Annotated in this window: 25 protein-coding genes; 9 read left to right on the top strand and 16 right to left on the bottom strand. The window is 67.3% G+C overall.

Annotated features, from left to right (window positions below):
* Positions 1-31: 31 nt before the first annotated feature.
* Positions 32-1411 (bottom strand): hypothetical protein, encoded by a 1380-nt coding sequence (locus DMB37_RS36185; protein WP_135236543.1) that lies wholly within the window; start codon positions 1409-1411, stop codon positions 32-34.
* 252 nt (positions 1412-1663) lie between these two features.
* Here DMB37_RS36185 and DMB37_RS36180 point away from each other — a divergent pair, with 252 nt between their 5' ends.
* Positions 1664-2269: a GNAT family N-acetyltransferase gene (locus tag DMB37_RS36180; protein ID WP_240771817.1), complete on the top strand. Its 606-nt coding sequence runs from the start codon at positions 1664-1666 to the stop codon at positions 2267-2269.
* On the opposite strand, the gene DMB37_RS36175 is transcribed toward DMB37_RS36180, so the two are convergent.
* Positions 2241-2531 (bottom strand): hypothetical protein, encoded by a 291-nt coding sequence (locus DMB37_RS36175; RefSeq protein WP_135236542.1) that lies wholly within the window; start codon positions 2529-2531, stop codon positions 2241-2243. The genes DMB37_RS36180 and DMB37_RS36175 overlap by 29 nt on opposite strands.
* A 184-nt stretch (positions 2532-2715) precedes the next feature.
* On the opposite strand from DMB37_RS36175, the gene DMB37_RS36170 reads away from it, so the two are divergent.
* A complete protein-coding gene (locus tag DMB37_RS36170; RefSeq protein ID WP_135236541.1) occupies positions 2716-3468 on the top strand; it encodes an SDR family oxidoreductase in 753 nt (250 codons plus the stop codon).
* Between the two features lie 55 nt (positions 3469-3523).
* Here the strand turns inward: DMB37_RS36170 and DMB37_RS36165 are convergent, their stop codons facing one another.
* A complete protein-coding gene (locus DMB37_RS36165) occupies positions 3524-4432 on the bottom strand; it encodes a LysR family transcriptional regulator (RefSeq protein WP_135236540.1) in 909 nt (302 codons plus the stop codon).
* Between the two features lie 205 nt (positions 4433-4637).
* On the opposite strand from DMB37_RS36165, the gene DMB37_RS36160 reads away from it, so the two are divergent.
* Together DMB37_RS36160 and DMB37_RS36155 are read left to right on the top strand one after the other, a co-directional pair.
* Complete coding sequence (locus DMB37_RS36160) at positions 4638-5387, top strand: SDR family NAD(P)-dependent oxidoreductase (protein ID WP_135236539.1); 750 nt, start codon at positions 4638-4640, stop codon at positions 5385-5387.
* A 32-nt stretch (positions 5388-5419) separates the two neighbouring features.
* Complete coding sequence (locus tag DMB37_RS36155; RefSeq protein WP_135236538.1) at positions 5420-6430, top strand: alcohol dehydrogenase; 1011 nt, start codon at positions 5420-5422, stop codon at positions 6428-6430.
* 53 nt (positions 6431-6483) lie between these two features.
* Here DMB37_RS36155 and DMB37_RS36150 read toward each other — a convergent pair whose 3' ends face one another.
* A complete protein-coding gene (locus tag DMB37_RS36150) occupies positions 6484-7197 on the bottom strand; it encodes a TetR/AcrR family transcriptional regulator (RefSeq protein WP_206055096.1) in 714 nt (237 codons plus the stop codon).
* A gap of 263 nt (positions 7198-7460) precedes the next feature.
* Between DMB37_RS36150 and DMB37_RS36145 the strand changes: the two genes are divergently transcribed.
* The 3 genes from DMB37_RS36145 (at position 7461) to DMB37_RS36135 (ending at position 10139) form a co-directional block, all read left to right on the top strand.
* The gene (locus DMB37_RS36145) at positions 7461-8972 is read left to right on the top strand and encodes a M28 family metallopeptidase (protein ID WP_135236537.1); all 1512 of its coding nucleotides are present in this window, start codon (positions 7461-7463) and stop codon (positions 8970-8972) included.
* Positions 8973-9073: 101 nt separating this feature from the next.
* Complete coding sequence (locus DMB37_RS36140; RefSeq protein WP_135236536.1) at positions 9074-9484, top strand: hypothetical protein; 411 nt, start codon at positions 9074-9076, stop codon at positions 9482-9484.
* 157 nt (positions 9485-9641) lie between these two features.
* Complete coding sequence (locus DMB37_RS36135; RefSeq protein ID WP_240771816.1) at positions 9642-10139, top strand: DUF6764 family protein; 498 nt, start codon at positions 9642-9644, stop codon at positions 10137-10139.
* A 73-nt stretch (positions 10140-10212) separates the two neighbouring features.
* On the opposite strand, the gene DMB37_RS36130 is transcribed toward DMB37_RS36135, so the two are convergent.
* From DMB37_RS36130 to DMB37_RS36075, 12 genes are all read right to left on the bottom strand, one after another.
* Positions 10213-10674, bottom strand: coding sequence for an SRPBCC family protein (locus DMB37_RS36130; RefSeq protein ID WP_135236535.1), 462 nt, complete (start codon positions 10672-10674; stop codon positions 10213-10215).
* Between the two features lie 141 nt (positions 10675-10815).
* Positions 10816-11799: a DUF5914 domain-containing protein gene (locus DMB37_RS36125; protein ID WP_240771815.1), complete on the bottom strand. Its 984-nt coding sequence runs from the start codon at positions 11797-11799 to the stop codon at positions 10816-10818.
* The gene (locus tag DMB37_RS36120) at positions 11796-13355 is read right to left on the bottom strand and encodes an NAD(P)/FAD-dependent oxidoreductase (RefSeq protein ID WP_135236533.1); all 1560 of its coding nucleotides are present in this window, start codon (positions 13353-13355) and stop codon (positions 11796-11798) included. Before DMB37_RS36120 ends, DMB37_RS36125 begins: the two co-directional genes overlap by 4 nt.
* Positions 13352-13678 (bottom strand): lycopene cyclase domain-containing protein, encoded by a 327-nt coding sequence (locus tag DMB37_RS36115; RefSeq protein ID WP_135236532.1) that lies wholly within the window; start codon positions 13676-13678, stop codon positions 13352-13354. The genes DMB37_RS36120 and DMB37_RS36115 overlap by 4 nt, the downstream gene beginning before the upstream one ends.
* Complete coding sequence (locus DMB37_RS36110) at positions 13675-14046, bottom strand: lycopene cyclase domain-containing protein (protein WP_135236531.1); 372 nt, start codon at positions 14044-14046, stop codon at positions 13675-13677. The genes DMB37_RS36115 and DMB37_RS36110 overlap by 4 nt, the downstream gene beginning before the upstream one ends.
* Positions 14047-14055: 9 nt before the next feature.
* The gene (locus DMB37_RS36105; protein ID WP_135236530.1) at positions 14056-15045 is read right to left on the bottom strand and encodes a phytoene/squalene synthase family protein; all 990 of its coding nucleotides are present in this window, start codon (positions 15043-15045) and stop codon (positions 14056-14058) included.
* Positions 15042-16565: a phytoene desaturase family protein gene (gene crtI, locus DMB37_RS36100; RefSeq protein ID WP_135236529.1), complete on the bottom strand. Its 1524-nt coding sequence runs from the start codon at positions 16563-16565 to the stop codon at positions 15042-15044. The genes DMB37_RS36105 and crtI overlap by 4 nt, the downstream gene beginning before the upstream one ends.
* A gap of 13 nt (positions 16566-16578) precedes the next feature.
* On the bottom strand, positions 16579-17682 hold the full coding sequence (locus DMB37_RS36095; RefSeq protein ID WP_135236528.1) for a polyprenyl synthetase family protein: 1104 nt from the start codon (positions 17680-17682) through the stop codon (positions 16579-16581).
* Positions 17673-18980, bottom strand: a complete 1308-nt coding sequence (locus tag DMB37_RS36090; RefSeq protein ID WP_135236527.1) for a glycosyltransferase — start codon at positions 18978-18980, stop codon at positions 17673-17675. The genes DMB37_RS36095 and DMB37_RS36090 overlap by 10 nt, the downstream gene beginning before the upstream one ends.
* A 251-nt stretch (positions 18981-19231) precedes the next feature.
* A complete protein-coding gene (locus DMB37_RS36085) occupies positions 19232-20092 on the bottom strand; it encodes a MerR family transcriptional regulator (protein ID WP_240771814.1) in 861 nt (286 codons plus the stop codon).
* A gap of 133 nt (positions 20093-20225) precedes the next feature.
* On the bottom strand, positions 20226-20678 hold the full coding sequence (locus DMB37_RS36080) for a hypothetical protein (RefSeq protein ID WP_206055095.1): 453 nt from the start codon (positions 20676-20678) through the stop codon (positions 20226-20228).
* Positions 20679-20812: 134 nt separating this feature from the next.
* Positions 20813-22519, bottom strand: coding sequence for a hypothetical protein (locus tag DMB37_RS36075; RefSeq protein ID WP_240771813.1), 1707 nt, complete (start codon positions 22517-22519; stop codon positions 20813-20815).
* A 526-nt stretch (positions 22520-23045) separates the two neighbouring features.
* Between DMB37_RS36075 and DMB37_RS36070 the strand changes: the two genes are divergently transcribed.
* Entirely contained in the window at positions 23046-23930 is an 885-nt protein-coding gene (locus tag DMB37_RS36070) for a hypothetical protein (protein WP_135236526.1), read from the top strand.
* A gap of 146 nt (positions 23931-24076) precedes the next feature.
* A complete protein-coding gene (locus DMB37_RS36065) occupies positions 24077-25456 on the top strand; it encodes an MFS transporter (RefSeq protein WP_135238032.1) in 1380 nt (459 codons plus the stop codon).
* Positions 25457-25485: the final 29 nt, after the last annotated feature.

Raw genomic sequence — 25485 nt, 5'->3', positions numbered from 1 at the left:
CTGTGATAGCGGCGGGACGAAAGTGGCCCGGTCAGTAGGAAGCCGCGTTGCGCGGATGCGCGCGACGGTCGCGGGAACGGCGGCTCTGCGGCGGAACGCGGCCCATCCCCGGTTCGGCGAGACCAGCTCTGAACAGCCCGTGGGTGATCCGTCGACGCGCGGCCGCCGCGAGTTCGTCGCGCAAAGCGCCGTCGCGCAGCAATGCCTCGGGACCGAGCAGTCCCTCGACGATGGCCAGCGCGCCTGCGATATCGCCATGGTCCAGGCGTTCACGGACACCGACAAGCCAGTCCGGTTGTCGATGCGCCGTATCGATCGCCTGGAGGCAAGGCAGCGGCGTACCGGACAACGCGGCCAGCAGCTCTTCGCGCCGAATTTCGGCCGGGTCATGATCCAGCGCCGCCAAAACCCCGTCGACCAGCCCTATTCGGTGCTGCTCTCCCCTGCACTCCACGATCCGTTGACCCGTTCGATCGGGAGCCCGCGGCGCATCGGCCGACGAATACCCGGGCACGAGCGCCGAAGCGACCAACGGATGCAATCGATCGGCCGTTATCGCACCGGCACGGAGCAGTGCCAGGTCGGGCAGCACCCAGGTCGCCGCGTCGGGTAGCACCGGCAGCACGGAGATGCCGCCGACCGGGTACTCCGACGCGGTCCGCAGCGTGCGCGTTCCGTCAACACCGGCAGCGGCTAGCTCCACCACCAACCGCTGTTTGGCTCCGAACCGGACAATGAACGTAGTGGTCGGCCGATTTTCCGCCTGGCATAGGATCTCCCCCTCGGCCGCCCATCGGTCGACAGCACAGTGGTCGAGTTCCGTTACCGCAGTACGTAACTCGGGGTCCAGCGGCGGGCTGCAGCTCTCGACTCCGGACCGCATGCGCAGCTCACCCACCCTGCGCGCATCCCACAGGTGGCGGTGCAGATCCAAGCGGAACCGCCGGTTGGGCCGAGGATGCGGATGCTGTCCTGCGGCGGACCCGTCCCACAAAGCCAGGCTGATCCGTTGACCCGCGTCCGCCCAGGCCGGCGCGGTACGAACGACGAGATACAGGGAACCTGCACTGCCGCAGCGAATTTCGGGCTCGTACCGGGCGAGCGCGATGGTCAGCCCCGGCCGCAACAGCCCGTCCGGAGCGATCCTCGGCATATGCCAGCGCAACAGATCAGGAGCCAGCGACCGCAGATCGGCTCGAATCCGACTCGCGAGTTCGGACCCATGCCGCCGCGCCACCGACCGCATATCGATATCGACATCGAAACCTGCTGCGGCACAAGCCCCCGCCCAATCCCGAACCAGTCGCCGGGCGGTAGCAGTCTCGATCATGGAGGGCGGCACGGCGAATTCACGCACGCGCGGCCAGAAGGACAAGCGGGAGAAGTTCTCATTCGCACTGTGAGTGAGCATCAGCACTCACCTGAGACGAATGGAACCCCCGATCTTTGAACAGAGTGAATCATCATCACGCCGATCATATCGCCCGGCTTCGCACCTCGCCAGCAGAGGGGGTACACCGGACTGCTTCGCGTCATGGCGGAACCGATTACCGTACAAGGTTATCCACTCGACCGGAGCTCGGTTGTCGCCCGAACAGACGACAATCCACGCTTTCCGGATGAGTCGTTGACGCCGTCGTCGAGCTGCTCAGGAGATCTCGCTGTGCCGATCGTTGTCCGCACCGCAACACCCGACCATCTCGATGCGTGCACACGCGTGCTTGCCGAAGGCTTCGCCGACGATCCGGTGATGTCGGCGATCTGGCCCGACCAGGGCAGACGGCATCGCGCGGTGCCGCGCTACTTCACGACGTCCTTGCGGCACTGTCATCTGCGTGGCGGCGGTGTGCAGATCGCGACCGACCAGCACGGTGCGATCGGGGGTGTCGCGGTGTGGGATCCGCCGGGACAGTGGGATCAGCCCTTCTCGCGTACGCTGCGCGCGCTGCCCGAGTTGTTGCCTGCGCTGCGTGCCAGGACAACGGCCGCGATGGCTGTGCGGCGTGCGCTGGACGAGCATCATCCGCGCACTCCGCCGCACTGGTACCTGGCCAATATCGCGACGTCGGTCGACCGCCGAGGGCAGGGTTATGCGGCTCGGCTCATCGGCGATCGTCTCGCGGGCGCGCCGGACACGGCCGCCTACCTGGTGTGCACGCGGGAAAAGAACGTCCGGTTCTACGAGAAATTCGGGTTCGTGGTGCGTGCCACCTTTGTGCTGCCCGTAGGAGCCAAACCTCCTATGTGGGCGATGATTCGAGAGCCTTAGACGACTTCGTCCGATACCACGCGACAGCGGCGACGATCGCCGGCGGGGTGAAGTTTGCGAGGAGGAACGGAATCTCTTCCAGGACGCCGTAGCCCGCGTCGACGACGCCGACTGCCATGTTGCCGACGGTCAGGGCGAGCCAGACCAGGAGGAAGTCTTCGGCTGCGCGGTGCAGTCCTTTTCTGCCGAAGCAGAATCCGATCAGCAGGAATATGGCGAGCAGGACGAAACCGACGATGATGATGACCGATGTACGGCTCACTTTTACTCCATCTCTGATGTTCTAGTCGCGGTGTACATTACGGACAATAAACGGCGATGAGCTGCTCCGAGCGCCATACAAGCAGCATTTGTGGGGTCACCAATAAACACTGTTTCCGATGCGCCGATATTCACCATAGCGTGGCCGGTGTCCGCTGAAAGTTCGAGCAGATCGGAGCAGGATCGTGGTACAGAGTTTGCAGGGTAAGTCGGCGGTGGTCGCGGCAGGCGCCAAGAATCTGGGCGGGCTGATCAGCCGTACGCTGGGCGAACGCGGTGCCAATGTCGCCGTGCACTTCAACAGCGACAGTACCGAGCCGGATGCCGACAAGACCGTCGCCGCGATCGAGGCGGCCGGTGCCAAAGCGGTGAAATTCCAAGCGGATTTGACCATTCCGGGGAATGTCGAGCAGCTGTTCGCGGTGGCGGTCGACGCGTTCGGCGGCGTGGATATCGCGGTGAACACCGTCGGAAAAGTGTTGCGCAAGCCGATCATCGAGACGACCGAGGAAGAATACGACTCGATGTTCGCGATCAACGCCAAGTCCGCCTATTTCTTCTTGAAGGAGGCGGGCAAGCGGCTCAACGACAACGGCCGCATCGTCACCGTGGTCACCTCGTTGCTCGCCGCGTTCACCGACGGCTACTCCACCTACGCGGGCGGCAAAGCCCCGGTGGAGCATTTCACCCGCGCGGCGGCCAAGGAGTTCGCGCCGCGGCTGATCTCGGTCAACACCGTCGCCCCCGGCCCGATGGACACCCCCTTCTTCTACGGCCAGGAAACGCCGGAGCGGGTCGAGTTCCACAAGTCGCAGGCGCTCGGCAACAGCCTGACCAAGATCGAGGATATCGCCCCGCTGGTGGAATTCCTGGTCGGCGACGGCTGGTGGATCACCGGACAGACCATCCTCGCCAACGGCGGGTACACCACCCGCTGAGGCGACACCATTCGCGCCTGGCCGACTAACGGCTGGCCGTCCGACCCCCGGGCGGTCAGCCGTCGGCGCGCGTACTTAACAGCAGGTCACGCAGGTCGGAGGTGGTGTGCGGCAACCACAGTGCCTGTGTCGCGGCCACCGGCCCCTCCTTCAGATCGACGACCTGCACGCGACCACCCAGCGCCTGCCCCGCGGGCGCCGTGACGATGGCGACGTGCTCCGTGCCGACCACCGCGGTCACCGGCGGCGTGCCCTGGATGTGGTTGACGACGAACCGTGGTTCGAAACCCGCACGCCGGCAGGTACTCAGGATGAAGTCGGTGTAATACGACGCGCCCGGCGGCGCCCAGATGACGATCTGCTCGTCCTGGAGGTCGCGCACCGTGACGGCCGTGCGATCGGCCAGCCGGTGCGTCCGCGCGACCGCGACGCGAACCGGGTGGTAGGCGATGACCGCCGACGCCAGGTCGGCCGGACTCGCGACACCGCGCCGCAGTGCCACGTCGACCGAGCCCTGGTGCAGGGCGGCCGCGATGGCATCCGGAAACAGCTGCCGCACCGTGACCGACACATCGGGCCGCGCCGCCCGCACCGGCTCGATCAGGTCGTACACCTCATCTGCGGTGATCGCGGGCGTATGACCGACGACGAAGGCGGGCGGTGCCGCGATACCCGCCTCATACGTCCGGCGATACAGCGCATCCGACGCCGCCAACAGCGCCCGCGCCCCGTCGCGCAACACTTCGCCCGCGTCGGTGAGGACCAGCTGACGACCGCTCCGGTCGAACAGGTCGACCCGCAACTGCTTCTCCAGCTGACGAACCGAACTGCTCAACGCCTGCTGGGTGATGTGCAGCGCCGCCGCCGCGGCGGTGAAACTCGACAGCTCCGCGACGGCCAGGAACTGCTGCAGTCGATGCAGGTCCAAAAGCCTGCCACCGGAGCCGGGATCACCTGAAACCATGCCGCCCATCGTAAGCCGAGGCAGTAAGGCCGCCGAAAGGCATATTTGTGCCTCTACAACTCTTATTTGTTCGCTATGCATTGCTCTATAGCATCGCTATAGTCAAGGTTGTTCCGCGCGGCGAACGGCCCGGCACACCCGGCAACGCCCGCCCTCGAAACCGACACACGGTTCCCGATCGAAGAAGTTCGACAAGGAGTATTCGATGAGCCTGAATGGAAAAACCGCACTGGTTACCGGCTCGACCAAGGGTATAGGCAGAGCGATCGCCTTGCGCTTCGCCGAGCGCGGCGCGAATGTGGTGATCAACTACTCCCGCGACCAGGACGCCGCCGACAAGGTACGCGCCGAAGTGCAGCAGCTCGGCGTGAAAGCCATTGCGGTGCAAGCCGATGCCTCCGACGTCAGCGAGATCGATCGCCTGTTCCACACCGCCGTAACCGAATTCGGCACTCTCGACATCGTCGTCGCCAACGCCGGCATCGAGAAGGTGAACATCCCGGTGGTCGAGGTCACCGAGGACGACTTCGACCTACTGTTCCGGATCAACACCAAGGGACCGTATTTCGTCCTACAGGCCGCGGCGAAGTACATCGCCGATGGGGGCCGCATCATCAACATCGCGTCCAGTTCCACGGTGCGCCCGCAACCCGGGCTCGGCCTCTACGGCACCAGTAAAACCGCAGCCAAGTATCTCGTCCGGGTGCTGGCGCTCGAGCTGGGTTCCCGTGGTATCACGGTCAATTCACTGGTGCCCGGCCCGATCGACGGGGCGGGCATCTTCACCGAGGTGCCCGATGACGACCCGTACAAGAAGGCCTTGCTCGACTCGGTGCCGGTCGGCCGATTGGCCACCCCCGAAGACGTGGCCGACTTCGCCGAATTCCTTGCGGCCGAGAGCTCCCTGTTCCTCACCGGTGAGGAAGTGCTCATGAACGGCGGATCCAGCAATTGATTTTTCGCAGAGTTACCGAAAGGCATACCGACATGACAACAACGACAATGCGTGCGGTGCAGGTCATCAGCGCGAATGGGCCGTTCCAGCAGACCACCATCCCGGTGCCCGCGCCAGGGCCGGGTCAGGTGCGGGTCCGCGTGCGGGCGTGCGGGGTGTGCGGCGGGGAGAACATCGCCCGAATGGGCCTGCTCGGCGTCGCACTGCCCCGCGTGCCGGGACACGAGATCGCCGGTGACATCGATGCGGTCGGCGCAGGCGTCACCGCGTGGCGGGTCGGCGACCGAGTCGGCATCGGCTGGCACGGTGGCAGCTGCTTCACGTGCCCGCCGTGCAGGCGCGGGGACTTCGTCAACTGTGTCGACCGCACCATCGTCGGCGTGTCCTACGACGGTGGCTACGCGGAATACACTGTCGCGCCGCAAGATGCGCTCGCCCGCATCCCCGATGCGCTGACCTATGAAGAAGCCGCGCCGCTGATGTGCGCGGGCATCACCTCGTTCAACGCACTGCGCAATTCCGGTGCCCGGCCGGGCGACACCGTCGTCATCCACGGCGTCGGCGGGCTCGGCCACCTGGCCGTGCAGTACGCGGCGAAGATGGGGTTCCGGACGATCGCGGTGAATCGCGGTCGGGCCAAAGAAGATATCGCTCGCGAGCTCGGCGCCGACGAGTACATCGACAGCGAGGCGGGCAGCGCGGGCGAGGCCGTCGAAGCACTCGGTGGGGCAGATGTCGTGTTCTCCACGGTGGGCTCCAGTCCGGCGCAAGCCGACCTCATGCAGGGCCTGCGACCCAACGGTCAACTGCTGATCGTCGCCAGCGATCACCAGCCCATCGAGGTCTCGCCCGACCTGCTGGTCTTCGGCCGTCGCAAGGTGTCCGGCTGGTACAGCGGGCACGCCAAGGACAGTGAGGAGGCCATGGAATTCGCCGCCCTGAAGGGAGTTCGGCCGATCATCGAGACCTACCCGCTCGAAGACGCCGAAACCGCTTTCCAGAATATGGGCAAGGCACGGTACCGGAATGTGCTGACGGTCTGAACTGATCTCGCGAATGCACGGCCGAGGAGTTTCCCCGGCCGTGCATTTCGCTGTCACCGCGACAGGCGGCGCAGCCAATCTTTCAGCAGGGCAAGCTCATTCGGCTGCAAAACTGCGGGACTGTCGTCACTCAACGCGGCGTGCAGTGCTATCGCGGATACCGCAACGGCATCTTCTGCACCATTGCTGTTCGCCGAAGTCGGCCGAACCACATACGCCAGGACCGCATCCCGGGTCCGGTCGGCAACCGCGAGGTCGCGCTGCTCGGGCGGTGTGGTGATAAGCGCCAGCGCCACACCGACATTCGCGGCCAGGATCACCGATGCCGCCACCTCCGGTGCCACCGCCAACCGGCCGTGCCCAGCCGCTCGGGTCAGCAACGACAGCAACAGCGCCTCCGCATCGGCCGCCGCCGCGGGCCGCTTGCCCGGCGTGACCTGGCCGTACATCACCGCGTAGAAGGCGGGATTCTCCAGCGCGAATGCGACATGGCGATCCCACCCGGCCGCGATATCGTCGATCGGGTCGGCCGAGGGCACGTGCGCCCGCTTCGACCGCAGATACTGTTCGAATCCGTAGGTGACCACCGCGTCGAGCAGCCCCTGCTTGTCGCCGAAATGGTGATACAGCGTCGGCGCCTGGACACCCGCGAGATCGCAGATGGACCGGGTGGTGATCGCGGCCCCGTTGGACTCGGCCAGCAACCGCGCCGCCGCTTCCAAGAGTTTCGCCCTGGTCGAACCCGGAATTTCCGCTACTTCTGTCACACCGCTATTGTATTCGATATATCAGGGCTATAGAGCAGCGGATTCGAACGTGTTGGGGTACACCAGACGAACCACGCGTCCCCGCGCACCGCGATCGGCAATGCGCCCTCGAAATTATCGGTAGCTGATTCAGCGCTACAGCCCCTACCGTCCGGTGCGTGGGTCGACCCCCTTCCCCACTCTCAACTGGGGTTTTACCGAACCGACAGACAGGCTTAATCTCCGGCCATCGGGATTTATCCGTCCGTTTGGAGGAATTCGAAATGTCCCACACCTTTCGCAGAGTCAGAGCCGGTCAAGTTATCGCAGTAGCCGCCGCGGTGCCGCTCGCGCTATCGCTCGCGATGGCCGGGTCGGTGTATGCCGAGCCGGGCGCGCCGCCCGAACGGCAAATAGCCGATGAGATCAAAGCGGCCGCCGTCAACCAGCACCTGGAGAAGTTCCAGAGCATCGCCAACGCCAACGGCCGCACGCGCGCCGCGGGCACCGCGGGCTACGACGCCTCCCGCGACTACGTGGCGGGCGAACTCCGCCGCGCGGGCTACACGGTGACCTTGCAGCCGTTCACCTTCCAAGCCTTCCAGGAACGGACGACGGCGGTGCTGGCGAAGGAAGCACCGGCCGCCCCGACGACGTACAAGGCGACCCCGCCGAACCGCAGCGAGATCGGCGACTTCGCCACGGCGACCTATTCGGGTTCGGGTGATACGAAAGCACCCGTCCAGGGTGTCGATCTGGTGCTGACGCCCGGTCCGCAGCCGGACACCTCGACCTCCGGTTGCGAGGCCGCCGACTTCGCCAAGTTCACCCGCGGCAATATCGCCCTGCTGCAACGCGGCACCTGCACGTTCGCCGACAAGGCCCGAAATGCCCAGGCCGCAGGCGCTTCCGGCGTGATCATCTTCAATGAGGGACAGGCGGGCCGGACCGATACCTTCACCGAGCCCCTCGACGAGAAGGGCATCAAAGTGCCGGTGGTCGGCGCGAGCTACACCGTCGGCAAAGACCTCGCCACCGCGGCGAAGCCGGTCGTGCGCTTGAAGACCGACACCGAGAGCCTGCCCGCCACCACGCACAATGTGCTGGCGGAGAGCAAGGGCGGCAACGCGGACAAGGTCGTGATGGCGGGTGCGCATCTCGACTCCGTGCGCGCCGGTGCCGGCATCAACGACAACGGTTCCGGCAGCGCCGGACTGCTCGAGGTGGCGCTGCAGATGGCCACGCTCCAGCCGAAGAACAAGGTCCGCTTCGCCTGGTGGGGCGCTGAGGAGCTCGGCCTGATCGGCTCGAAGTACTACGTGTCGAACCTGCCCGCAGCCGAGCGCAGCAAGCTCCGGCTCTACCTGAACTTCGACATGATCGGCTCGACGAACTTCGCCTACAAGATCTACAACGGCAGCGGCGGGCCGGCCGGATCCGCGCAGATCGAGCAGAACTTCAACCGCTACTTCGATTCCCGGGGTCTGTCCCACGTCCGCACGCCCCTCGACGGGCGCTCGGACTACGGGCCGTTCCTGCGGGCCGGGATCGCGGTCGGTGGCCTGTTCACCGGCGCGGAGGGCATCAAGACACGTCAAGAGCAGCAGATGTTCGGCGGCACTGCGGGCCGTCCGTACGACCCCTGCTACCACCGGTCTTGTGACACCACCGCCAACATCAACAACACGGCGTTGACCGTGAACACCGGTGCGATCGCCGATTCGATGCAGACCTATGCCAACGCCGACAACCCGCCCGGCACCGCCGCGACGCCGCGCCCTGCGGCAGAGCGCTGACATCGATCGATGACTACGACCCGAGTGGGGGTGGGCAGCTGCCCGCCCCCACTTTCCGTTGAAAGACGTTCCGCTGCAAGCTTTTCTGAAGGGTTGATGTGATGACTTCGGTGACTGCGCTACTGGTGGCCGCGTTCCTCGGGGCGGTGCCGCTGCCTGCGGCGCAAGCCGAGGCGGTCTGGCTGCACGACGACATCTACGTGTCCGCGGGTAAGGCCAATGCCTATATCGACGTGCGATGTCCCAAGGGGCAACAGCGGTGGACATTGACGGTGCGCCTCACCGCGGTCAAGCCGGGCCAGCCCACGGCTACCGGCTCGCTGACCACCTCGGCGGTGATCTGCGACGGTGAAACCCGGTGGCGCCAGCACCCGATCACCGTCCGGCCCGACAGCGCCCCGTTCTTCGCCAGCCGGGACGAGTGCAACGTCGGCGTGGCCGAACTCCGCGACCCGAACGGCACCCTGGTCGAGGCCAGCACGCGACGGATGTACTTCTACGCCTGGAACTAGCGACATAGTGCATCGCTTGTGCATCATTTTAGGTAGAGTGACGGGGTGCCGTTCCGGTCATGCCCGGCGGCAGCAATCGAAAACCGCCTCATCGAATCTCGGATCGTCGCGCCCCGGACGAATCTCCCGGGCCCGACGGTCAGCACAGGAGAGCACCATGAATATCTCGTCCTCGATCCGCCGGACCGGCCTCGCGCTCCTCGGCGCGGGCCCGGTCGTTGCCGCGTTGGCGCTCACCGCGCCCACCGCGGCGGCTGCCGAAACTGCTTGCCCCGCACCGGGCGCCAGCGCTACCTCCGCAGCACAATCGAGCGCGCGCTGCTCGGCGACCAGCGAAGCGGGCGGCGCGGCGGCCGCGTACGGCTTCGACGGCACCGCCGCCGCCGACGCGGACGCCACCAGTTTGTCGCTGGCCATCGCCCAGAACGGCGGGCGTGCGACCTCGTCGTCCACGGCGCTGTCCGGACCCGCCGCCATCGCCATCGGGCCAGGGGCAACCGTCAATGCGTCCGGCGTGCGCCCCGGATTGTCGATCGGCATCGCCGGCCCGGGTGCCACCGTGACGGTCACCGGCGTTACCGGGCCGACGTGCAGCGGCGGGGTGGGTTTCGCCGGAGACTTCCAGACCTTCCAGGGCTGCCTGTCCCTCGGCTGAGACCAATGCCGCAGGCGCAGTGGTGGTTTCGTAATGACCACCACTGCGCCGCATGCGGCTACCGGACTACCGCTCAGGCGTCCGGCCGGGCGACATCCCCACGCCAAGCACCGGTTTCCTGGCCGCGCTGTTCGATGAACCGCTTGAACCGTTGCATGTCGCCCTTGATCCGATGATTCAGCAGACCGAGTTTGTCGGCAGCATGCTCGACGAAGCCGTCGGGGTCGATGTCCATCTGCGCGGTGACCCGCGTGGTGTTGTCGTCGAGCCGGTGGAAGGTGATCACCCCGGAATGCTCGGGGCCACTGTCGGACTTCCAGGCCACCCGCTCATCCGGATGCTGCTCGGTGATGGTGGCGTCGAATTCCCTTGTCACACCGGCGATCTCGGTCACCCAGTGGGTGTGGGTGTCGTCGATCTGCCGAATCTCCTCCACGCCCTGCATGAAAGCGGGGAACGACTCGAACTGCGTCCATTGGTTGTACGCACGAGTGATGGGGACATGGACGTCGACCGACTCGGTGATGGTGCTCATCGCTACCTCCTGGTTTTCCGGCTCACAGACTGCACGAGCACAGGTGTAATGCATCATTCGTGCATCGCACTTACCTTCGGGCAGTACCCGGACCGCGACGACCTACACATCGGACGGCATACCCCGTTGCCGCCGCCCGACTCAATTCTGACGAGTGCGCAGCTGGTAGCGGCGTTCCGCGTAGTCCAGGTCGTCGCGCCACAGCCGGGTCGCGGCGCGGTTCATCAACGGGCGTAACACCGGCAGCGCTCGATGGGCGTGCCGAAAGCCCGGACGGTCGGAGTTCGCGATCACCGTCTCGATCACCGCCGTGCGTGCCCTGCCGTCGGGGCCGGAACCCATCGGGGTGGCGTGCGTTTCGACCACGCTACCGGCGCCTTCTCCCTCGAGAATCCGCATCGTGATGGTGCGCGGGTCGGGACAGCGGAACTCGGCCGCCACCGGCACGCCGAGACTGCGGGTCACGCGGAAGGTCACCGTCAGCAGAAATGCGTGATTATCCTCGGTGATGCCGTCGCGTGGCGGTGTCCGCGTCACGTCGAGGCGCGCGAACGAATACGGGTGGAACCACGCGCCGTGCCAGGGGTCGAGCCGATTGGCGATGATGTCGCGCGGCTCGCACACCCCGACCAGCCGGGTCACCGCGTGCACGGTGGTGTCGGCGGGGCGCGCCCCGAGCACCGGTGCGTCGGTCGGCTCCTCACCGCCGACGGCATCCAGGCGCACCCAGGCCAGCACACCGTCGTCGTAGCCGGGGTATGGGCACCAACGGGAGGCGCTGTCGCCGGCGCCGACCCGCAGGCCATGCCAGCGGCAGATCAGCGCGTCGTTCTCGACCTCGGCGGAAGCCAGGGGCGCACCCAGGTGCGGGCACGCACCGGGACCGATGTGCAGCGCGCCGGAATCATCACGCCAGGCGACGATCTCGCGGCCACCCACCTCGGTGGCGAAGGGACGATCACGACGGATCGCCCGGCTCGCGGCGATGACATACCAGTTGCCGGAGGGACGCTGTTGCGACCAACGCAGCGCGGCCGCGATCAGGCCGGGGTCCGCGTCCTGGTAGGTCGGCCGCTGCCGCGACCACTTCTCCGGCGCGAATCGCTGCAAGGGTGAGATTTTCACCGGGTTTGCCTTTCGCGAGTAGCCAAGGCGCGCAACAGCGCCGAGCGGCCATGAGCGGGCACCGATTCCAGCCGGTGCCCCGCCGCATTCCATTGGCGCAGGAGGGAATTGGCGGCCAGCCAGCCGGTGGTCGCGGCGCGTTCCATCAGGGCGACCGGTAGATCGACGCGTATTCCGTCGCCCGCCAGGACCAACCGCGGATGCGGCGTGACAACGCCTGGGCGGGTGGCGAAGTCGCCGGGCGAGAAGCGCGGGCAATCCTGTCGCCACAGCATCGTCTCCCCCACGATGTTCGCGGCGGCGGTCTCCGGGTACATGGCATGCAGCCGCGCCAGCAGCTCCTTGCGTACCTTGGCCTGCGCCGCGGGTGTCGTCTCGGGCACCGCGTATGCGTGCAGTTCGACGACGCTGCCGCCGGTTTTCCCGGCCCAGTCCGCCGCTCGGCGTTCGTAGCGATCCAGCACGCTGATGTTGTCGAGCGGGTCCATGTCGCCGGTGCCGAGGAAACAGGTCCGGTCGGCGCGCACCGGCCGATCCAGCCACAGCCGCAGCACCGCGAAGGCCGGGGCGAGCGCCAATCCGGCTACCTGCGAACGCCATTCGTCGGCACCGAGCCCCGGCGACGCGGCGACGACACGCTGGAGGCCGCCCACGTCGGTGGCGAGCACGACCGCGTCGGCGGTCAAGACCGCACCGGTGTCGTCGATCACCCGGAATCCGTCGCCCTCGCTGTCGATCCGCTCGACGGACACCCCCGGGTGGAATCGAACGGCGCCGGGCCGCTCCGGCGCGGTCAGGTACTCCGCGAGCGGCGTCCAGAGGCTGACATCGAAATTGTCCCGTGCCACATCGAAAACCAGCCCTTCGCTGGAGCCGAGGAAGTAGATGTGGAACATGGCCGCCAGCTCGGCGGCGGACATGCGCCGCGGTTCGATGAAGAAGCTGCGCGAAAATACCTCGAACGCCAGATGCCGGGCCGCTTCCGGAAAGTTGATGCGGCGCAGGAATGTTTCCGCGTCCAGGTGATCGAGCCGGTGATAGATATCGGGCACCGACACCGCGGCCAACGGCGCGGCGGCACGGGGATCCATCCGGGCCAGGTCGCGCAACCGGAAGGTGGGGCTGCGCAGCGCGAAGGCCAGCGCGTTCCATGGGGGTGTGCGGGGCAGGCCGCGGAAGGTGTCGCGGCGGCCGTGGGCGTCGACCAGCGGATAGTCTTCCAGTCTGCGCAGCTGTCGCAGCTGGGGATCGCTGCGCGCCAGCAACTTTCGCAGGTTGTAGTACTGCGCGAAGAAGGCGTGGAAGCCGCGGTTCATCCCCACCGGGGTGCCGTCGGGGAGCTGTTCGGTCCAGCCGCCGACGCGTCCACCGAGGTAGCGCTCGCGCTCGACCACCTCCACCTGGCAGCCACGCTCGACCAGGCCGGTCGCGGCCGCCAAGCCCGCGATGCCTGCGCCGACCACGACCACGCGTGGGCCGTTTGGGCCGAGGTCGCGCACGCCAGGCGCCCCCGGGTAGCGCACGCGCCGCCGATCGCGGCCGTACTCGGTGCTCATTGCCGCACCTGGCGCTGCAGCGTGCGCTCCCAGCCCAGCAGGACGGCGGTCACCAGCGCGAATCCGAACAGGAAGTCCTCCACCGGGATATCCCATGGAAAGCGCAGTCCGAGAATGTGATCCGGGTTGTACAGCACGATCGGCGCGTCGAGTTTGGTGAGAAATCCGTCCACCAGGATCTGGAAACCCAGCACGATCAGCATCGTCAGCCAGTAGGCCGGACGCCGGAACAAGCCGGTGCGCAACACCATTCGCTCGACCAGGCACACGATGATCACCGCCGCGACGGCGGGCAGTGTGTATCCCACTCCGGTGAGGTTCATCGTCCCGCTGCCTTCCGCGCGTCGCCGACCGATTTCCCGGTATTGCCGAACCGCCGTCGGCCCACACCGAGCAGCGTGTCGACCGCAACGTAGGTGAGCAGGCCGCACAGCGGCACGACGGCGAAGAACAGCAGTTCCTCGAGCGGCATCCCGCCGGGCAGCCGCACCTCGAGCACGTAGCGGTCGTTGTAACCCCACACATCCGCGGCGATCGCCACGAGATCCCAGACCACGAACAACGCGGCGGCCGGCCACAGCGCACCGAGCAGCGCCCTGGGCCGCCGGTATACACCCGGGCCGAAGAACTCCAGCGGTGCCGTCACCGCAAGGCAGCCGAGCAGAACGAGCAGGTAGTGCCAGTGATCCATCAGGCCTCCTCAGCCGTGCTCACGATGATCGACGGCATCGAGCGAGTGTGGAGCGTCCGGACCTGGCCTGCTGGGAACCGTCGCCCGGCGCGCCTGCCACGCGCGCAGCAGACCTGTCGCACCGACCCTGATGCGGCGCGCGGTGCCGACCGTGGCGCGCCGACCGAACACCTCGAAATCATTGGCTTCGATGCGGTCGAGGATCTCCCCGTACAGCACCAATGCTGTTGTCACGCAGGGACGCGAGCGCGGCGCGAGCAAGTCGATACCGTGGCGCGCGAAAGCATAGATATCCCTGGTGATTTCATGCTGTTCGGCCAGGGCGCGACGAGCCTTCGGGTCGACACGTTGCCGCGTACGGCACCACAGCAGCAGCTCGCGGTCCACGCCGTGCGCCGCCAGTTCATCGGCGGGCAGGTAGACGCGGTTGCGGGCCAGGTCCTCATCGACGTCGCGCAGAAAGTTGGTCAGCTGGAACGCTTTTCCGAGCGCGGCGGCAAAAGGTGCGGCGGCCGCCACCGATTCGGTAGTGCCGAGCACCGGCAGCAGTTGCAGTCCGATCACCTCCGCCGACCCGTAGACATACCGGTCCAGGGCCGCACGATTCGGATAGTCGGTGACCGACAAGTCCATGCGCATGGACTCCAGAAAGGCGTCGAACAAGCGGCGAGGTATCCGATAGGTGTCCGCGGTGTGCAGCACCGCGGCCAGCACCGGATCACCGGCCGCATCGGCGTCGCTGAATTGTCCAGCAAGGACCTGTAATCGGGCCGCCCGCTCAGCGGGGGTCAGCTCCGGCTGGAATTCATCCAGGATGTCGTCGGCGCGCCGGGCGAATCCGTAGAGCGCGTGCACGGCCGGACGCTGGTCGGGCGCGAGCAGCCTGGTCGCGAGGAAGAAGGTCTTGCCGTGGGCGGCGTTGAGCTCGCGGCAAAGGCGGTAGGACCGTCGTAGGTCGGGGTCGGTGATTCCGGCCGCGTCCAGCTCGGCGCGCGTCATTTCGAGGTCCGATCCAGCGCCGAACCGGCGGGGCGGACGAGTCGTTGCCCAACCCCCGTGATGCGGTCGGCGGCAAGCCGTCCGGAGATCAGCACCGGTGGGATGCCGACGCCCGGCACCGTCGACCCGCCCGCGAGCACCGCGTTGTCGATGCCGCGAAGCATGTTGGTCGGCCGGAACGGGCCGGTCTGGGCAAAGGTGTGTGCCAGCGCGAACGGGCTGCCCGCCAGCATGTCCTGGCTCGCCCAGTCGTCCGGGGTGACCACCCGCAGCAGCTCGGCGTCGCGCAGCAGCGTGCCGCCGAGTCTGCGCCGCGCGAGCTCGAGAATCTCGGTCGCGTACTCGGGTCCCGTCCGCGCCCAATCGATCTCGCTCTGCGCGAGATTGGGCACCGGAGCCAGGATGTAGAGCAGATCACGTCCGTCCGGCGCCAAGGCCGGATCACCCGCCGTCGGCCGCGTTACCAGTAACGACGGGTCGGACATGACCCGGCCTTCCTCGATGATGTCGCGGAAAGCCTCGTGCCATGCCGCGCCGAACAGCAAGCAGTGGTGCGGAATTCGTGGTTCCCGCGCGCAGCCCACGTGGAGCACCACTGCGGACGGCGCGGGCCGGACGGCGATCGGACGCCGCGACCGATGCCCGAGCAGTTCGTAGGAACGATGCCGCTCGGTCGTCAATACCACTGCATCACAGGCGATCCGCTCGCCTCGGCCGGTCTGTACCGCGACCACCCGGCTGCCTTCGCGCGCCAACTCGGTCACCGTTGCGTCGTAGCGGAAGCGCACGCCCGCCGCCTCGGCCGCCGCCGCGAGGGCGTCGGGCACTGCCCGCATGCCGCCGCGTGGGAAATACACTCCGGCCATGGTGTCCATGTGGGCGATCACCGCGTAGGCGGCCAACGCGCGGTCCGGCGCGACTCCGGCGTACAGCGACTGGAAGGTGAACACCCGCCGCAACTCCGGGTCGGTGATGAACTCGGCGACTTTGCCGTCCCAGTGGCGGAACCCGCCCAGCGCGGCCAGCCTGGCCAGCGCGGGGGTCAGCATCGACAGGGGTGATTCGAAGTTCGCCGCGATGAACCCGTCGAACTCGGCCGCGTACAGCCGGCTCAGCCACGCACGTAACTTGCGATAGCCCGCGGCCTGTTCGGCGCCCGCGAATGCGGTGATGGCCTGCACCATTCGCTCTTCGTCACTGTGCACGTCGAGGGTGCGCCCGTCGGCGTAGATCGCATGATAGGCCGGATCGACCGGCACCAGGTCCAGCCGGTCCGCGGTCCGCTCGCCGACCGCGGCGAAGACCTCGTCGATCAGCTCGGGCATCGTCAATACCGTTGGGCCGGTGTCGATGTGGTAGCCACGCAGATCGAGCCGCCCCATCCGGCCGCCCGGCACCGACTCGCGCTCGACCACCGTGACGGTCCGCCCGCGTCCGGCCAGGTGCATCGCGGTCGACAGGCCGGCCAGCCCGGCGCCCACCACCACGACATGGTCGGTACGTCCGTTGACTGTGCGCATCAGCTTCCTCTCGTCACAGCTGCCGTGCGGTACAGAGCAGCGCCATCTGTTCCAGTGCGTGCCGCGGCCCTGGGCCGAGCGCGCCCGTCCGCAGCGCAAGCAGCGCATCGGTGACCCGGTCGGCGATCATGGATTCGATGCGTTCGGCGGCGCCCGAGGCCGCGATCAACGTCCGGCAGCGCTCGATCGCCGCGGCGTCGAGTTCGGGCCGGTCGAGCAGCTCGGACAGTTCCCGTCGCGCGTGCGCCTCGGCCATATCCAACGCCGCGACGACCACGCTGGTGGCTTTGTGCTGGCCGAGATCGCTGTCCTGCGGCTTGCCGGTGATCGAGGCGGCGCCGAAGATCCCGAGCAGATCGTCGCGCAGCTGGAATGCCTCGCCGATTCGAGTTCCGTAGTGGCCGAGGGCTTTCAGCGTCGACCCGGTGGCGCCCGCCAGCGCCGCGCCCAGTTCGAGCGGGCGCCGGACGGTGTAGTTGCCCGATTTCGCGCGGGCGATGTCGAGCACCGTGTCCAGGGTCGGCCGTTCCCGCGTGTCGTTGGCCAGATCCGCGAGCTGACCCATCGCCAGCTCCACCCGCATCGCGTCGTAGCGCGGCCATAACCGGGCCAGCTCGACGGCGCCGACACCACTGTCGCGCAGCATCTGCTCGGCCCACACCAGGCACATGTCACCGAGCAGGATCGCGGCCGACTCACCGAACCGGGGCGGTGTCTCGGGCCCGCCGCGGTGCGGTGCGGCCAAGCGCAGGTGTGCTGCCGCGGATCCGCGCCGCAGGACGGCGGCGTCCATGACGTCGTCCTGCAGTAATGCGAAGGCGTGCAACAGTTCCAGGCTGGCCGACGCGCGCAACGCGGCGGGGTCTGGGTCGGCGGCGCACAGCCAGCCGAGGTACATGAAGGTGGAACGCAGACACTTTCCGCCGAGGGCGTATTGGGCCAGCACGTCGTCGACGCCGGTGGCGCGGAGTTCGGCCACGCGTACCCGTCGCAAGAATTCGGTGAGTTCGTCGAGGACCAGCGCGCGGGTATCGGCACGCCAGCGCTCGAACCCCATGGCGAGCCCCGGTGCCGATGATGTCCGGGCGGGGTCGAAAGACAGTGTGCTCACCGGCATTCTCCGTTTCGCGAGGCCGACATCCGGGTCAACGACCGATCCGCGCCGACTTCGGCGAGGACATCCGAGATCACATCGAAGGGCGCGGCTTTGGCCATTTGCTGACCCAACCTGGTTGCGGCGAAGCGGAATTCGCCGTTGCTCAGCACCCGGTCCACGGCCGCGGCCACGGTGGCGGGGCCCGGCCGCGCGGTGCCAAGATCGATGCCCGCACCGGTGTAGGCGACCCGCGCCGCGACTTCCGGCTTGTCGGCGGTGTCACCCGCGACGATCAGGGGCACGCCATGGCGCAGCGCTTGCTGCACACCGCCATAGCCACCGTTGGTGATCATCACGTCCACACGCGGCAGCAGCTGGGTGTACGGAACGTACTCGGCGGCATACACATTCGCCGGTAGCGGACCGAGCACGTCGCGGGAACCACCGGTGCACGCCACCACCCGGACGTCCGCGCGCCGGCTCAACGCCGTGAGAGTAGGCCGGACCAGCTGGCCCAGATCCGCGTTGTCCCAGGTCCCCTGGGTCACATGGACGACGATCCGCGCGCCCGACAGCTCGCTCCACCAGCTCGGCAGCGCGGCACCCTTCGGACTGTCGATCGGTATCGGGCCGGTGAATACCACCGAGGGCGGTAGATCGCGCCGCGGATATTCGAAGCCGGGCACCGTGAACTGGAGCAGCCGGTCCGCGAGCACCGGCCAATCGAACAGATGAACCGGCGCGGGCCCGAGACCGAGCCCGCGCAGGATCGCAGTCAACCGACGTTGGCCGTCGCGGAACAACACCTGACGCACGAACCGATGCATCGCCGTGTAGTCGCGACCCGGTTGCGGTTGCCAGCCCATGCCGAACGGCGGTGTGTCCGCGCTCGACAACATCAGCGGCACCACACCGCAGGCCAGCACCGGCGGCCGCGGGCGACGTCCCAGCAGCAGCGGAACGGCACCGGTGAACATCCCGTCCACGAGCACCGCGTCGTAATCCGTCCGGCTCAACTCGGCGGTCAATGCGCGGAACTGCGCGACGATCGGGTCGAGAAAACCCGAGCGCAGCTCCGTGCGCCCGGTTCGCCATCGACGGATCAGGTTCGGCGTACCGCCGGGTGCGGTAGACCGCAGCACTTCCGCGTCGGCCGCGAGCACCGAGCAAGGCAGGCCCTGTGCCGCGATGGTGTCGCGGAAGGCCGCGCCGGTGAGCATCCGCACCTCATGGCCGCGTCGGCGCAGATTCGCCGCGACGGCGAGCATGGGCGCCACATGACCGGGTATGGGACTCACCGCCACGAGATATCGAGCCATGCCGAGCTTCCTTCGCTGTCATCACCGCACATCCGGACCGTTTGTCCGCACCTCGCGCGGGCACCCCGGCACCGACGCACCCGCACTCGATGTCGTGCACCGCCGCAACGGTCGCCGTGCGCCGGGACTCACGTCCGATCGCAGACCGTTCGACGCCATCGTCAGTCCGGTCTCCCACGATGCTACCCGCAAATGATTCAAAAACGATGCACATATTCGGCGTGCTGCGCCGGACTCGCCGGAAGCGCAGGTCAGCGGACCTCCGAGGCCACCGCACGCTGCACTTCTTCCACGGCGGACTCGAGGGTGTTGACCCGAACCGCCGCTGCCGACGACGCGCGTGGCAGCCACCCGGGCCCGGCCAGAACCCAGTCCGCCTGCGAGCGGTCCGCCGGAACCGGATGGGCGGTGTCCCGCGATTGCGACCACAGCACCACCACCGGCTTGAGCTCATGCTTGGCCAGCGCGGCGGCCAACGCGTCGGCGGGCACCGACGCGCCGAGCAGCAGCGCGGGCAGCCCGACCTCGGCCAGCGCGGCGCGCAGTACTTCCAACGGGAGCACATGACTCTCCCCGTCGGTGCAGGCGAGCACGATCGGCGCCCGATCGGCAGAGTTGCGCAACAACGGCACCGCCCGATGCAGGCTGGTGGTCACCGCCCAGGACAGCAGATGCTCGACATCGACCAGTCCGGCGCCGCCGAGCTGCCTGCGGACGATCTCCGCGAAAGCGGGGCGGCACAACTGGTTCCACGTCACGACCACGCCGTAGTGGATGACGTGCGCGGTGATCGCGGCGAGTAGTTCGGCATGGTCTAGCCGCTCGGCCGCCGACAGCACCGGCACGATGTCGCCGCGTGCGGGCACCGGGCCCGCCACCGCGCGGGCGGCCAGCGCCGCGCTCGCCGGGCTGGCGCCCGCACGCACCAGGTCGACCATCCGAGCCGTCACCGCCAGATCGGTCTGCGTGTAGTGCCGGTGCCGACCCGGCAGATGCTGCGGCGGGCCCAGGCCATATCGCCGGTTCCAGCTGCGCAATGTCGCGACGGGAACGCCCAGCGTGCGGGCCACCATCCCGACGGTGTACTCGACCAGCGGCTCATCGTTGCTCACCGACTCACCGCGCTCACGTCACCGCCGCTCCCCTCGGTGGCCTGCCCGAAGCTACTCATCACCGAGCCTCCTACCGTCGGATGCTCGCAAAGCGTAGCGCAGTAATGATGCAAACTCGATGCAACGCGGCCGATTACTCGGCGCGTTCCGCCGGAGTGGCCTCATGGGCTCGCCGTCCGTCGGTGCGGCGCTGTCTTTTGAGCTCGGCCTCGTGCAGGTGGCGGTGGCCGCCGGTGAGCTGACGCGTCCGCTCTTCCCAGTCCCGGACACAGCGGTAGTAGGTCTCGTCGTAGTCCTCGACGACCTGGAAGGTCCAGCGACCCGGTAGCACGTTGCGCCCGACCAGGTCTCGTGTGAGTTGATCAGCCAATTCGTCGTGGCCAGCTGCGCGGAGCAGTTCGGCGGCTTCCTCGATGGCGAAGTCCGCGGTTCCGGTCTGCCGGTGGAAGTTGTACAGATGCCCGCGCGCCACTTCGACGATTTCCAGCGCTTCGGTGAGCTTTCCCACGGCCGCGACGGTGCGAGCGTCGTAGGCGTCCGCAGTCGGGTTACCGTCGTCCAGTCTTGGATCCGATATCGACGTCATGCTTGCCAGATACCCGACCACACTCAAAAGATGCATTATTGATGCATGTCCGGCCTGCGCAAGTCACGGCCTGCTTCCTTGCCGCTCTGGAATCAGTCCCGGCCACGATTGCGCCGCACCGAGCGGGGAGCTGGTCAGCTTGCGAGAGTTTGGCCCCGGCGCAGGGTCGGTCCACAGCCCGATTGCTGGGACTTCGCCAACAGGGTCGGCAGGACCTTGCCCGCGTACTCGCGTAGCTCTTGCAGCTTGGCTTCGTCGCGGACCGCGTCCTTGCGGATCCAGTCCTCATCCGGCACGTTGGGGTCGAGCGAGCGATGAATCTGGTAGTAGTCGCGGTTGATTCGCGCGTCGAAGGTGATCTCGTTGGGTAGCCAGATCCCGTGCGAATGGATGAAGGTGGGTTTGCGGTCCTCGAAGATGTAGTCGCTGAGGTCGGTGGAGTCGTTGCCCGCGTAGATGTCCGCGATCCGCGCTTCGACGAGCCCGGCCATGTCGATCAGTTCGAGGCGTGAGGTCAGCGACGTGCCACCCATGTCGGGAGCGAACAAGCTGCCCTGCTGGACGCCTGCGATGTCCGCGTAGCCGTTGAAGAGGCGTCCGAAGCGCATGGCGATCCAGCACAGCGGCACATCCGCGTCGGCGCGGTACGACTCGCTGGCCTCGGCGAACGCGACACCGGACGGGATCATGGCGCCGATCAGCGTCAGCACGACCAGGACCCGGCCACGTTTGCGCAACCGTTCCAGCAGCTCCGCTGCCGAGAGCACGACAACGAACGCACCCAGCGCCCACACCGGGGTGGCGAACCGGAATTGCGCCATCCAGTCCGGTTGCAGCACGCAATAGGCGATTACCGCCAAGGCCAGCGGTGCCAGCAATGCGACCGCGGCGTCGCGCCATTTACTCGAGGGGGCGAGGGTCAGACCGACCACGCCGATGGCCACGATCACCGCGGGTGCGCCCGCGTATTGCACCAGGTCGCCTGCCCTGGTCAGGTCGTGCACAGTCGGCGTCGCCTGATGTTTCGCAACCGCAGTGTTCGGCACCAGCCTGCCGAATTCGGCAATCCGCCACAGCAAGTAGGCCCCGAAGGGGATCGCGAATGCGAGTGCCGAATACAACCCGCATCGGAGGGCGGCGGGCAACGTCGCGCGGCGCACCAGGATCAGCGAGACCGCCGGATACGCGGCCAGATAGATGAGGCCGTCGGGCCTGGTCAACGCGGCGAACGCGGCCAGCCCACCGGCTATCACCGCCACCGAGGGCGTCCACAATCGATCGTCGAGCACCGCCAGGAACAGGTGCACCGCCAACACGCATACCGCCAGCGCAAAGAGCGAGTTCTCCAGGCCGGAGAAGCACCAGATCACGAAGGAGGGGATCACGGCGAGTACCGCGGCGGTCGCGAAGGTGATCACCGCGGGCCATCGCGAGACCCGGCGTGCGGCGACATAGCAGGCGGCGAGGATCCCCACGCAGCAGAGCAGGGCGAACGCCTTGGGAAAGAGGACGTAGTCGGGGACGCCGAACAGAGAGCCCCGGTCGAACAGACCGAGCCATTTGCCCACCACCAGCACGAGCAGCCAGGTGGGATTGGAGAACCCTTCCACCGACGGTGCGCCGGGTTGCAGCACCGGGCCGAGGCCCTCGGCGCCGCTGCGCGCATAGGCGAAGGTGATGCCGGCGTCGTCGACTATCCAGTTGCCGTAGGCGCTGGCCCGCCAGCCGAGCAGTACCGCACCGCCCAGTAACGCTGCCGACAAAGGCAACCACGACCGAATGTCTCGCTGACGCGCCCCCTCCGACAGCTCGGCCGGAGCACGTAGCCGCGCTGTCAACACCTCAACACCTCAACGCCCTCCACCAGTTTCTGTCGTGCGGGGCATCGGCCGGCATGAGCACCGACCCGACCCGCCACCGCCGTCTCGCTGCTACGTCGGCATCTCATCTTTACAGCACTGTTCGATCGCACGGTGCGCACCTCCGGCTCAGCGCGTCTATCCTCGCCGTCCGAGTCCGAGACACCGCGTGGTCGGCCGGTTTTCGGCCTGTCAGCTCTGGCCATAGTAAGCACCAGCCAGGACTTATAGCGAATTCCTTTGCGTGCAGCAGTTTTACCACCGGATCGGCTGTTGCGCCGGGCGAGTGTGCCTGGCAGCGCGGCAATCTCCGCCGTCGCGGGATACCGCAGCGCCATCGGTGATTACTGGCGAGCCGGCGGTTATCGCCTCGGGGACAAACGGTTTCGCACGCAGGTGACGCAGCCTTGGGACGTGTGAGGTGTGTCATGCTCCTCCGGGTTGTCGACATACCCCTGGGGGGTATATATTTCTCCGTAGCAAGACCAAGATTCGAGAGGACGAGACGATGACCACACCGACCCACACCGATCACCATGGCGCGCACGCAGGACACGACCAGCACGCCGCGCACGGGACTCCGATTGCCCAGGCCGGGCACGGTGCGCCGATCGGCCACGCTGGACACGGTGCGCACGCCGGACACGGGGTTCCGGTTGCCCACGCCGCACACGGCGGTGGACTGCCCGGCGGACTCCTGATCACCCAGGACGGCTACACCCTGCAACTCCTCGCGCCGATCGCCACACCCGGCGCGATCGACTTCCGGTTCCGCATCCTCGGCCCGGACGGCGCGCCGGTCACCGAGTACACCCCCATCCACGATCGCGAACTGCACCTGATCGTGGTGCAGCGCGAACTGACCGGCTTCTGGCACGTGCATCCCGAACTCGCCGCCGACGGGACCTGGGCCGTGCGCCTGAACCTCCCCGCCGCAGGCATGTATCGCGTCTTCACCGATATCGCGCCGCGAGCGCTCGGTAAGACCATCACCCTCGGCGCGGATCTCGCTGTCGCGGGCACATACGAGCCGCGCCCGACCCCGGCGCCCGTGCGCACCGCGCTGGTGGACGGGTACGAAGTGACCCTGGACGGCGAACTGGTCCCGGACGAGGGGCGGCTGCTCACCCTCACCGTGCGCAGAGACGGGGAGCTGGTCACGGACTTGCAGCCCTACTTGGCCGCCTACGGTCACCTGGTCGTCATCCGCGCCGGCGATCTGGCCTACGTGCACGTGCACCCGAACGGTGAACCCGGCGACGGGGTTACCGCACCCGGTCCGGACGTCGCGTTCCACACCGTCGTCCCCGGGCCTGGAACCTACCGGCTGTTCTTGGATTTCAAGCACGGCGATGTCGTGCGCACCGCTGCCTTCACCGCGACCGCCGTCTGATCCCTGAAATCGTTTCGCGTGGGCGGGTATTCGACCCGACCACCCCTTGCCCAGAAAGGACCTCGTCATGTGCGAGTGCTGCTGTCCCGGCCGCCGTGACCCACCCCATCTGATTCGAGGAAGTGTTTTCCATGCGTGCCACGTCCATGAACGCCACCCTGTTCGCGCACCGTGACTATCTGAAACTGTTCACCGCTCAGCTGTCCGCGCTCTTCGGTACCGGATTGACCACCGTTGCATTGGGTTTGCTCGCTTACGAGCTCGCCGGTGGTAACGCGGCGGCCGTGCTCGGCACCGCATTGACCATCAAGATGCTGGTCTATGTCACCGTCGCACCGGTGGTGGCCGCTTACGCCGACCGCTTCCCTCGTCGACTATTTCTGGTGTCACTCAACGGGATTCGAGCCGTCGTAGTGCTGGCACTGCCTTTCATCGACCAGGTGTGGCAGATCTATCTGCTCATCGCCCTGCTGCAAACCGCCTCCGCCGCTTTTACTCCCACCTATCAGGCGATCATTCCCGATATCCTGCCCGACGAGCGTGAATACACCCGGGCGCTCTCGGCGGCCCAAACCGCCGCGACCATGGAAACACTGCTGAGCCCCATGCTCGCCGCGGCCGCACTGGCGGTGATCAGCTTCCACTGGTTATTCGTCGGCACGGCAATCGGATTCGTCGTCTCGGCCGCGCTGGTGCTCGCCACCCGCATCCCGAACGCGACCGCAGGCACACCGGGCTCCTTCCGCGAGCGCAGCACGGTAGGCACGCGGATCTTCGCCGCGACGCCCCGGCTGCGCGGTCTGCTCGGCCTCAACCTCGTGGTCGCGGCTGCGGGATCGGTGATCATGGTCAACACCGTGAACTACGTCCGCGACACCCTCGGCGGGACGCAATCCGGCGTGGCGATGCTGTTGGCCGCCAACGGGTTCGGCACCATGGTGATCGCGTTGGCCTTGCCCGGCGTCCTGGATCGGATCGGCCCACGGCCGGTCATGCTCACGGGTACGGCAACGCTGCTCCTCGGCCTCGGGTCGGGCACCGCGCTGTCGACCGCGGGCAGCGGTGACTGGCGCTGGACCGCCGCGACCGCGGTATGGGCAGTGATCGGTGCCGGTACTGCCGCGATCCTCACACCGATCGGCCAGGTCCTGCGGCGCTCGTCGCAACCCGCCGACCGACCCGCGCTCTTCGCGGCCCAGTTCTCGCTCTCGCACCTGGCCTGGCTGGTCACCTACCCGATCGCCGGATGGCTCACCACCGCCGCCGGGTTCACCGCCACGTGGGTAACCCTCACGGCCCTTGCGGGTGTGGGAATCGCTGTGGCACTGCGGATGTGGCCGCGCCACGACCCCGAGATGGTGACCCACCTGCACGAAATCGGCACCATCGACCCGGCCCGCCTCGCCGACGCCGTCCGCGTGGACGACCGCTTCTACCGGCACACCCACGCCTACGTCATCGACGCCGACCACCGCCGCTGGCCCACCCCGGCGACCCGGCAGCGCGAAACCGCTGCGGCGGCGTAAAGAAACCGACGAGTTGGTGCAATAGTTCC

It is taken from the genome of Nocardia sp. CS682, assembly GCF_004634405.1.
GTDB lineage: Bacteria > Actinomycetota > Actinomycetes > Mycobacteriales > Mycobacteriaceae > Nocardia > Nocardia ninae.
This window is presented reverse-complemented; position numbering and strand designations above follow the sequence as displayed.

Bases quoted from the DNA above. Each gene is read 5' to 3' on its own strand.
- DMB37_RS36185 (WP_135236543.1), bottom strand. From the start codon at position 1,411: ATGCTCACTCACAGTGCGAATGAGAACTTCTCCCGCTTGTCCTTCTGG.
- DMB37_RS36165 (WP_135236540.1), bottom strand. From the start codon at position 4,432: ATGGTTTCAGGTGATCCCGGCTCCGGTGGCAGGCTTTTGGACCTGCAT.
- DMB37_RS36160 (WP_135236539.1), top strand. From the start codon at position 4,638: ATGAGCCTGAATGGAAAAACCGCACTGGTTACCGGCTCGACCAAGGGT.
- DMB37_RS36155 (WP_135236538.1), top strand. From the start codon at position 5,420: ATGACAACAACGACAATGCGTGCGGTGCAGGTCATCAGCGCGAATGGG.
- DMB37_RS36145 (WP_135236537.1), top strand. From the start codon at position 7,461: ATGTCCCACACCTTTCGCAGAGTCAGAGCCGGTCAAGTTATCGCAGTA.
- DMB37_RS36140 (WP_135236536.1), top strand. From the start codon at position 9,074: ATGACTTCGGTGACTGCGCTACTGGTGGCCGCGTTCCTCGGGGCGGTG.
- DMB37_RS36135 (WP_240771816.1), top strand. From the start codon at position 9,642: ATGAATATCTCGTCCTCGATCCGCCGGACCGGCCTCGCGCTCCTCGGC.
- DMB37_RS36130 (WP_135236535.1), bottom strand. From the start codon at position 10,674: ATGAGCACCATCACCGAGTCGGTCGACGTCCATGTCCCCATCACTCGT.
- DMB37_RS36120 (WP_135236533.1), bottom strand. From the start codon at position 13,355: ATGAGCACCGAGTACGGCCGCGATCGGCGGCGCGTGCGCTACCCGGGG.
- DMB37_RS36115 (WP_135236532.1), bottom strand. From the start codon at position 13,678: ATGAACCTCACCGGAGTGGGATACACACTGCCCGCCGTCGCGGCGGTG.
- DMB37_RS36110 (WP_135236531.1), bottom strand. From the start codon at position 14,046: ATGGATCACTGGCACTACCTGCTCGTTCTGCTCGGCTGCCTTGCGGTG.
- DMB37_RS36105 (WP_135236530.1), bottom strand. From the start codon at position 15,045: ATGACGCGCGCCGAGCTGGACGCGGCCGGAATCACCGACCCCGACCTA.
- crtI (WP_135236529.1), bottom strand. From the start codon at position 16,565: ATGCGCACAGTCAACGGACGTACCGACCATGTCGTGGTGGTGGGCGCC.
- DMB37_RS36095 (WP_135236528.1), bottom strand. From the start codon at position 17,682: ATGCCGGTGAGCACACTGTCTTTCGACCCCGCCCGGACATCATCGGCA.
- DMB37_RS36090 (WP_135236527.1), bottom strand. From the start codon at position 18,980: ATGGCTCGATATCTCGTGGCGGTGAGTCCCATACCCGGTCATGTGGCG.
- DMB37_RS36080 (WP_206055095.1), bottom strand. From the start codon at position 20,678: ATGACGTCGATATCGGATCCAAGACTGGACGACGGTAACCCGACTGCG.
- DMB37_RS36070 (WP_135236526.1), top strand. From the start codon at position 23,046: ATGACCACACCGACCCACACCGATCACCATGGCGCGCACGCAGGACAC.
- DMB37_RS36065 (WP_135238032.1), top strand. From the start codon at position 24,077: ATGAACGCCACCCTGTTCGCGCACCGTGACTATCTGAAACTGTTCACC.